Origin of the sequence: Pantoea sp. UBA5923 (assembly GCF_002431095.1) — a bacterium.
In the GTDB taxonomy this organism is placed as follows: domain Bacteria; phylum Pseudomonadota; class Gammaproteobacteria; order Enterobacterales; family Enterobacteriaceae; genus Pantoea; species Pantoea piersonii.
Genome location: NZ_DJDN01000027.1, coordinates 83,023 through 89,783, shown reverse-complemented (window position 1 = coordinate 89,783; position 6,761 = coordinate 83,023). Strand labels below are relative to the sequence as shown.

Here is a 6,761-nt window from a genome sequence, read left to right as displayed (position 1 = left end):
GACGGCCGCAACTTCCAGGTGCCGGGCCACGCAGAAGGCTACTACGTTGGCGGCACGCTGTTCGATAACGTGACGTCGGATATGACTATCTGGCGCGAAGAGATTTTCGGGCCGGTGCTGAGCATTATGCGTGCACCGGACTACGCCAGCGCGTTGCAGTTAGTAAACAGCCATGAGTTCGGCAACGGTAGCGCCATTTTCACCAGCAACGGCAACACGGCGCGCGAGTTCGTGCAGAACGTGGAAGCGGGCATGGTCGGCGTCAACGTACCGGTGCCGGTACCGATGGCGTTCCACAGCTTCGGTGGCTGGAAGCGTTCAGTGTTCGGCGCGCTTAACGTACACGGGCCGGACGGCGTGCGTTTCTACACCCGCATGAAGACCGCTACGGCGCGCTGGCCGAGCGGCCAGCAGACGGTATCGGAATTCAGTATGCCGACGCTGAGCTAATAAGCGCACAACGTCATAATAACAGCTACAGGCCAGCGGCAACGCGCCTGTAGCTTCTTGTTTTCACGTTAAAAAGGAGAGTGGAATGTCTTTTCTTGCAAAAGCGCAGCAGCCGGACGCCAGCGGTCGTATCCAACACGTGACGCCGGAAAGCGCGGGCTGGCGCTATGTCGGCTTTGACGCCTACCTGCTGAAAAAGGGCGACACTCTGCGACTGAGCAGCGGCGACAAAGAGCTTTGTCTGGTGCTGGTAGCGGGGCTCGCCTCGGTGAAAACGCGCCATGCAGACTTCCCTGGCATCGGCAAGCGTATGTCGCCGTTCGAGCGCGTTCCGCCTTATTCTGTTTATGTGCCGCATAACGACGAAGTAGAGATCGTCGCTGACAGCGATCTGGAGCTGGCGGTCTGCAACGCGCCCAGCCAGGGCAATTTGCCGGCGCGTCTGATCGCGCCAGCGGACGTCGGCGTCGAACACCGCGGCAAAGGGCGCAATAAGCGTCTGGTGCACAATATTCTGCCGGACGATAAGCCAGCCGACAGCCTGCTGGTGGTAGAGGTCTATACCGACGAGGGCGATACCAGCTCCTACCCCAGCCACAAGCACGATCAAGAGAGTGAAAACGAAACCTATCTGGAAGAAACCTACTATCACCGTTTCGATCCTGAGCAAGGGTTCGCTATGCAGCGCGTCTACACTGACGACCGCTCGCTGGATGCCTGTATGGCACCTTATAACCGCGACGTTGTGACGGTGCCGCGTGGCTACCATCCGGTGGCGACGATTGCAGGTTACAACAACTACTATCTGAACGTGATGGCGGGGCCGGTGCGGCTGTGGAAATTTACCTGGGAGAAAGATCACGCCTGGGTTAACAGCGATAATTATCCGCGCGGCTAACAGAAGCAGCGTTCATAAAAGAAAAGGGCAACCGCAGGGTTGCCCTTTTTATTGTCAAAATCGGTACTCAGGTGCTGGCATTATTTAACGCCAGCGATACCGCCAGCGTCTGCGCCAGACAGAGCGAAGCGACCTGTGAACGGAAGCCGTCCACCTGCGCTTCACGCACCACAAAACAGACGTCGCTGAACGCTGCCAGCGGACTCACCTGGCTGTCGGTAATAGCGATCTGATGCGCGCCACGCTTCGCGCCCATCTCTACCAGCTCTACCGCTTCGCGCGCATAAGGGGAATAGCTGATGGCGATAACGACATCTTTCGGGTTTACCAGGCTGAGCTGTTCGGTGAACATGCCGCCCAGGCCGTCGATCAGGAAAGCGCGGCGCTCAAGATGGCGCAGCGCATAGACCAGATAGGAAGCGACGCTGAACGAGCGGCGCAGGCCGATTACATAGATATTCTCAGCGTCATTCAGCAACTGCACCGCTTTGTTAAGCTGGTCGGGATTAGTCTGCATCGCCAGCTGTTGCAGCGCCTGGCTGTTGACCATGGTAAAGACGTTGAGGATTTCTACCGGGCTTTCCGGCGAAGTCGCAGCGTCGTCGGTGGCGGTCTGACGGAACAGGCGCGCGCGCTCGGTATAGTTAACCGTCTCTTCCATCAGGTGCTGACGAAAAACCTGTTTCATTTCGTTGAAGCCGCTGAAGCCGAACGCGTTAGCGAAACGAATAAGCGTTGACGGCGGTACGTCAGCCTGAGCGGCAATAGAAGCCACGGTATCAAAGGCGATGCTGTTGCTGTTATCAAGAATATAACGAGCCACCTGCTTCAGTCGCTTGCTCAGCGTTTCATAGCGTCGACGAATATCATCCTGTAACAGGGAGAGTTGAGTAGGGTTATTGGTCATTACTTCGGCCCGTTAAAAAAGAAATATGGCTGGATAATGAGCGCTATAGTACCAGATGAATGGAAAATTTCATTTGTTTGCGCCCGGGGCGGGATTTATTTCATGGGTTTATGAATTGCCTCACATAATGCGGGGAATAGGGTGGGAATGGCAGTGAAAACCCAGAGATAAAGCGGATTTAAAAATCCTGCGCCCCGTGAGGCGGCGCAGGATCGCACAGGAAAGGCTTTTACAGCCCGGCGTTTTCGCGAATATATTTGCGCGCTTTCACCGCATATTCAAACGGGTTAGCCAGTGCCGGATCCTGTTCCGCTTCTACCACCATCCAGCCTTTATAGCCGTAATCATCCAGAATTTTAAACACTGGCCTGAAGTCGATAACGCCGTCGCCCGGTACGGTGAAGGTGCCTTTCTTCACGCCATCGAGGAAGCAGAGATGATTTTTGCGCACCTCTGCGACGACCTCATCGCGCACATCCTTCAGATGCACATGGAAAATACGCGGCAGATATTTTTGCAGCACGTCGAGCATCGCCTGCTGCGAGCCTTCGGAATAGTAAATATGGCCGGTATCGTAGAGCAGCCCAACATTGTCATTGGTCATCGCCATAAAGCGGTCGATCTCTTCTACGGTCTGAATGCCGGTGCCCATATGATGGTGTAGCGTGACGCGCATCCCTTTCGCCGCCGCGATTTCCGCCAGTTCGTTGTAGCCTTCGGCCGTCAGACGCCACTCTTCATCTGTGAAAATCGGCTTCTGCTCCAGCACCGGCAGCGTGGTGCCCTGGATGCTTTTGCTCTGCTCGGAGCAGCCAATCACGCGCGCGCCCATCGCGTGCAGGAAGTTCATATGATTGACGAATTCATCAATGGTTTTCGCCTTGTCGCCGTTAGCGAAGAAGGTGCTAAACCAGGCATTACAAATCTCAATGCCGCGAATATCGAGCATCGGCTTCAACACCGCCGGCTCGCGCGGATATTTGCTGCCGACTTCGCTGCCGGTAAAGCCCGCCAGCGCCATTTCGCTTACGGTCTGCTGAAAGGTGTTCTCTTTCCCCAGTTCCGGCATGTCGTCGTTGGTCCAGCCAATCGGCGCGATAGCCAGTTTTACGTTCTCTTTGTTCATCTGTTTAGTCCTGACAGGTCGGGGCGGCCGCAGCCGCCCGCAAGGAGAGGAAAACGCTTATTTCTTGTCGTAGAAAGCCGGACGTGGCGGCATTTCGACCGGCTCGATAGCGCCGCTCTGCTGCGCCTTCAGGCAGGCGTCGGCGGCCACCGAGGCGGCAAAGCCGTCCCAGGCGGAAGGTCCGGTAAGCTGGCTCGCTTTCACGTCGTTGATAAAGGCCTGCAGTTCGACGTCATACGCCTCGATAAAGCGATCCTTCCAGTCGGTCAGGATAGTGGTGGAGAGTTTGGCTTCGCTGCGCAGCTGCACTGAGGCAGGTTCTGGCAGTCTGGCGATGCCGGTTTCACCGACGACTTCGCACTGGATATCGTAACCGTAGGCGCAGTTAACGAAGATCTCGACGTCAATGCGTACCCCTTTCTGGGTTTCAAACAGCACGATCTGCGGATCTTTCAGGCGAGCATGGGATTTTGAGGTTACGCGTGGGAAGACCACCTGTACGCTTTTATAGTCGTCATTGGTCAGCCAGCGCAGCACGTCCAGCTCGTGGATCAGCGTATTAGTGATCGCCATATCAGTGGTGTAGCTCTCCGGCACAGCCGGGTTGCGGTGCGCGCAGTGCAGCATTAGCGGTTCGCCAATGCCGCCTTCGGTAATCACTTTTTTCAGCGCGCGGTAGCCCGCATCGTAAGGGCGCATAAAGCCGACCTGCACCAGGCGCTTGCCGTGTTTAATCTCCGCATCTACCACGCGGCGACAGCCTTCCGCGCTCATCGCCAGCGGTTTTTCGCAGAACACCGGCTTGCCTGCGGCGATAGCCGCCAGCGTAAATTCTTCATGCGTCGGGTCCCAGGAGGTCACCAGAATCGCATCCACTTCCGGCGACTGAATGACCTGATGGCCGTCTGCGTAGACTTCCGCTTCAATATTCAGTCGCTGCAACGCGGCGCGCGCGCCGTCGACGTTAATATCCGACACCGCCACAACTTTTGCCCCCTGCAGGACATTGTTGCAGCGACGAATGTGTTCCTGGCCGATTGCGCCAGCACCGATAACGCCTAGTTTCAAAGTCATAATTACACCTGTAGGGTTTATAGCGAGGAATAAAAGGCCGGTTTCCCGGCCGGAAATTAGTATTTACGCGCCTGCTCAAGATGGGCGTTAAGTTTTTCTGCTACCGCCTGCACGCGTTCAGATTCAGAGGCCTGCGCCACGCCGACGTGCCACCAGCTGAAGTATTTATGCACCATGGTCTTCGGCAGCACCTTGATGTCGATAAGCGTGGAAACCGTCTGCTTACGCGCATCTTCCAGCGCCGCGGTAAGTTGATCCAGCGTGGTAACACGATAGGTTTTACAGCCGTAGCCCGCCGCGATGGCGGCGAAGTCCACCGGCACGAAGCCGCCGTCCAGCTTGCCGCCTTCTGGATTGCGGAAGCGGAATTCGGTGGTGAAGCTGTCCATACCGTGTTCCATCTGCAGGTTGTTAATGCAGCCGTTGGTCATGTTGTCGAACAGCACCACGTTGATCTTGGCGCGCTCCTGAATCGAGGTGACCAGCTCGGAGTGCAGCATCATAAAAGAGCCGTCGCCCAGCAGCGCGTAGACCTCGCGATGCGGCTGCGCCAGCTTCGCGCCCAGCGCGGCGTTCACCTCATAGCCCATGCAGGAGTAGCCGTACTCAACGTGATACGAGTTGTAGTCGCGGGTGCGCCAGACGCGCTGCAGATCGCCCGGCAGACTGCCCGCTGCCGCCACAATCACTGCATCCTTTGGGAGTTGCTCATTTAGCGTGCCGAGCACGCGGCTCTGGGTGAGCACCGACTGGGTAAGACGATTAAATTCGGCGAATACTGCGTCGCGATCGATATGGTCGGCAATCTCCGGAATAAAGCCCTCGCCGGTATATTCCACCTGATAGACGCGCTGCGTCTCTTTCAGCAGTTTGCTTTGCGCCTGCTCGATCTGGCTGCCCCAGTCGTTGCTGTAGTTCTTATCCGCCAGTCCCGCCTCCAGCGCGACGAGCCCTTCACGCGCGTCGGCCAGCAGCTGCACGCCGTCGAGCTTGTAGCTGTCGAAATTGCTGACGTTGACGTTAAGGAAGCTGACATCCGGGTTCTGGAAAATCCATTTCGATGCGGTGGTGAAGTCGGTGTAGCGGGTGCCCACGCCAATCACCAGATCCGCCTCTTTTGCCAGCAGGTTGGCGGCCAGACAGCCGGTTTCACCAACGCCGCCGACATTAAGAGGATGGTCGGAGACGATAGTGCCTTTGCCCGCCTGAGTTTCGGCGAACGGAATCTGGTAGCGTTCAGCGAACTGACGCAGCGCCTCGCCCGCTTCAGAATATTTCACGCCGCCGCCCAGCACGATCATCGGCTTGCGTTTGCGTACGATCAGCGCCAGCGCGTCATCAAGCTGCGCGGCGGTCGGCAGACGGCGATCGAGACGGTGCACGCGCTTCTGGAAGAAGTAGTCCGGGAAATCCCAGGCTTCGCCCTGCACGTCCTGCGGCAGCGCAATTGTCACCGCGCCGGTTTCGGCGGGGTCGGTCAGCACGCGCATGGCGTTAATGCAGGCGGTCATCAGCTGTTCAGGACGGCTGACGCGATCCCAGTATTTGCTTACGGCGCGGAAGGCGTCGTTGGTGCTGATGCTGAGATCGTAACTCTGTTCGATCTGCTGCAGTACCGGATCGGGCTGGCGCGTGGCGAAGACATCGCCCGGCAGCAGCAGCAGCGGAATGCGGTTCGCAGTGGCGGTGGCCGCTGCGGTGATCATATTGGCGGCACCAGGGCCAACCGATGAGCTGCAGGCGATAATCTGGCGGCGCAGAGACTGTTTGGCGAAGCCCATCGCGGCGTGCGCCATTCCCTGCTCATTACGGCCCTGATGCACAATCAGATCGCCGCTGTCCTGTTCCAGCGCTTGCCCCAGGCCCAGCACGTTGCCGTGACCGAAAATGGCGAAGAGGCCTTTCACAAACTTCGTTTCCACGCCGTCGACATTAATGTATTGATTATCAAGAAACTTAACCAGCGCCTGCGCGGTGGTCATTCTGATTGTGGCCATAGACTTTTCCTTTACATGCTGCAACCTGGTGACAGGTTAGCGACGTGGCGTTCGCGAAGGGCGACCGCAGGTAACTGAAACTTGAAGCGATTATAAACAAATATATTTTTCATAAAACACGATTACAGAAGAAACATTTCATTTTGCGATTGAGATCAAATTTAACCGTGAAACGCAGCGTCAGAGGGATGCCGAAGCGGGCTAAGTGAAACAAGAAACGCGAAAAGCAGAGACTCTGGAAGTTTTCATTTAAATTCAGCGGCTTCCTGCAAAGGCTCAGCTTTTTCTGCGATCCGCCTCACACCCCTG

General features: G+C 56.8%; 6 protein-coding genes. 2 read left to right on the top strand and 4 right to left on the bottom strand.

Annotated features, from left to right (window positions below; all coding sequences use genetic code 11):
- Positions 1–450, top strand: a 450-nt coding sequence (locus B3797_RS06595; RefSeq protein WP_311790682.1) for an aldehyde dehydrogenase family protein, incomplete at its 5' end; no start/stop codon positions are given.
- 85 nt (positions 451–535) lie between these two features.
- On the top strand, positions 536–1,348 hold the full coding sequence (iolB, locus tag B3797_RS06590) for a 5-deoxy-glucuronate isomerase (RefSeq protein ID WP_120457165.1): 813 nt from the start codon (positions 536–538) through the stop codon (positions 1,346–1,348).
- A gap of 67 nt (positions 1,349–1,415) precedes the next feature.
- Here the strand turns inward: iolB and B3797_RS06585 are convergent, their stop codons facing one another.
- The 4 genes from B3797_RS06585 to iolD form a co-directional block, all read right to left on the bottom strand.
- Positions 1,416–2,255: a MurR/RpiR family transcriptional regulator gene (locus B3797_RS06585; RefSeq protein ID WP_311784044.1), complete on the bottom strand. Its 840-nt coding sequence runs from the start codon at positions 2,253–2,255 to the stop codon at positions 1,416–1,418.
- Positions 2,256–2,484: 229 nt separating this feature from the next.
- Positions 2,485–3,381: a myo-inosose-2 dehydratase gene (iolE, locus tag B3797_RS06580; protein WP_311790681.1), complete on the bottom strand. Its 897-nt coding sequence runs from the start codon at positions 3,379–3,381 to the stop codon at positions 2,485–2,487.
- Positions 3,382–3,438: 57 nt separating this feature from the next.
- Positions 3,439–4,455, bottom strand: a complete 1,017-nt coding sequence (locus B3797_RS06575) for a Gfo/Idh/MocA family oxidoreductase (protein WP_311790680.1) — start codon at positions 4,453–4,455, stop codon at positions 3,439–3,441.
- Between the two features lie 56 nt (positions 4,456–4,511).
- Positions 4,512–6,452 carry a 3D-(3,5/4)-trihydroxycyclohexane-1,2-dione acylhydrolase (decyclizing) gene (gene iolD, locus B3797_RS06570; RefSeq protein WP_311790679.1) on the bottom strand — a complete coding sequence of 647 codons (1,941 nt, stop codon included), beginning with the start codon at positions 6,450–6,452 and terminating at the stop codon, positions 4,512–4,514.
- Between the last annotated feature and the right edge of the window lie 309 nt (positions 6,453–6,761).

Bases quoted from the DNA above. Each gene is read 5' to 3' on its own strand.
- iolB (WP_120457165.1), top strand. From the start codon at position 536: ATGTCTTTTCTTGCAAAAGCGCAGCAGCCGGACGCCAGCGGTCGTATC.
- B3797_RS06585 (WP_311784044.1), bottom strand. From the start codon at position 2,255: ATGACCAATAACCCTACTCAACTCTCCCTGTTACAGGATGATATTCGT.
- iolE (WP_311790681.1), bottom strand. From the start codon at position 3,381: ATGAACAAAGAGAACGTAAAACTGGCTATCGCGCCGATTGGCTGGACC.
- B3797_RS06575 (WP_311790680.1), bottom strand. From the start codon at position 4,455: ATGACTTTGAAACTAGGCGTTATCGGTGCTGGCGCAATCGGCCAGGAA.
- iolD (WP_311790679.1), bottom strand. From the start codon at position 6,452: ATGGCCACAATCAGAATGACCACCGCGCAGGCGCTGGTTAAGTTTCTT.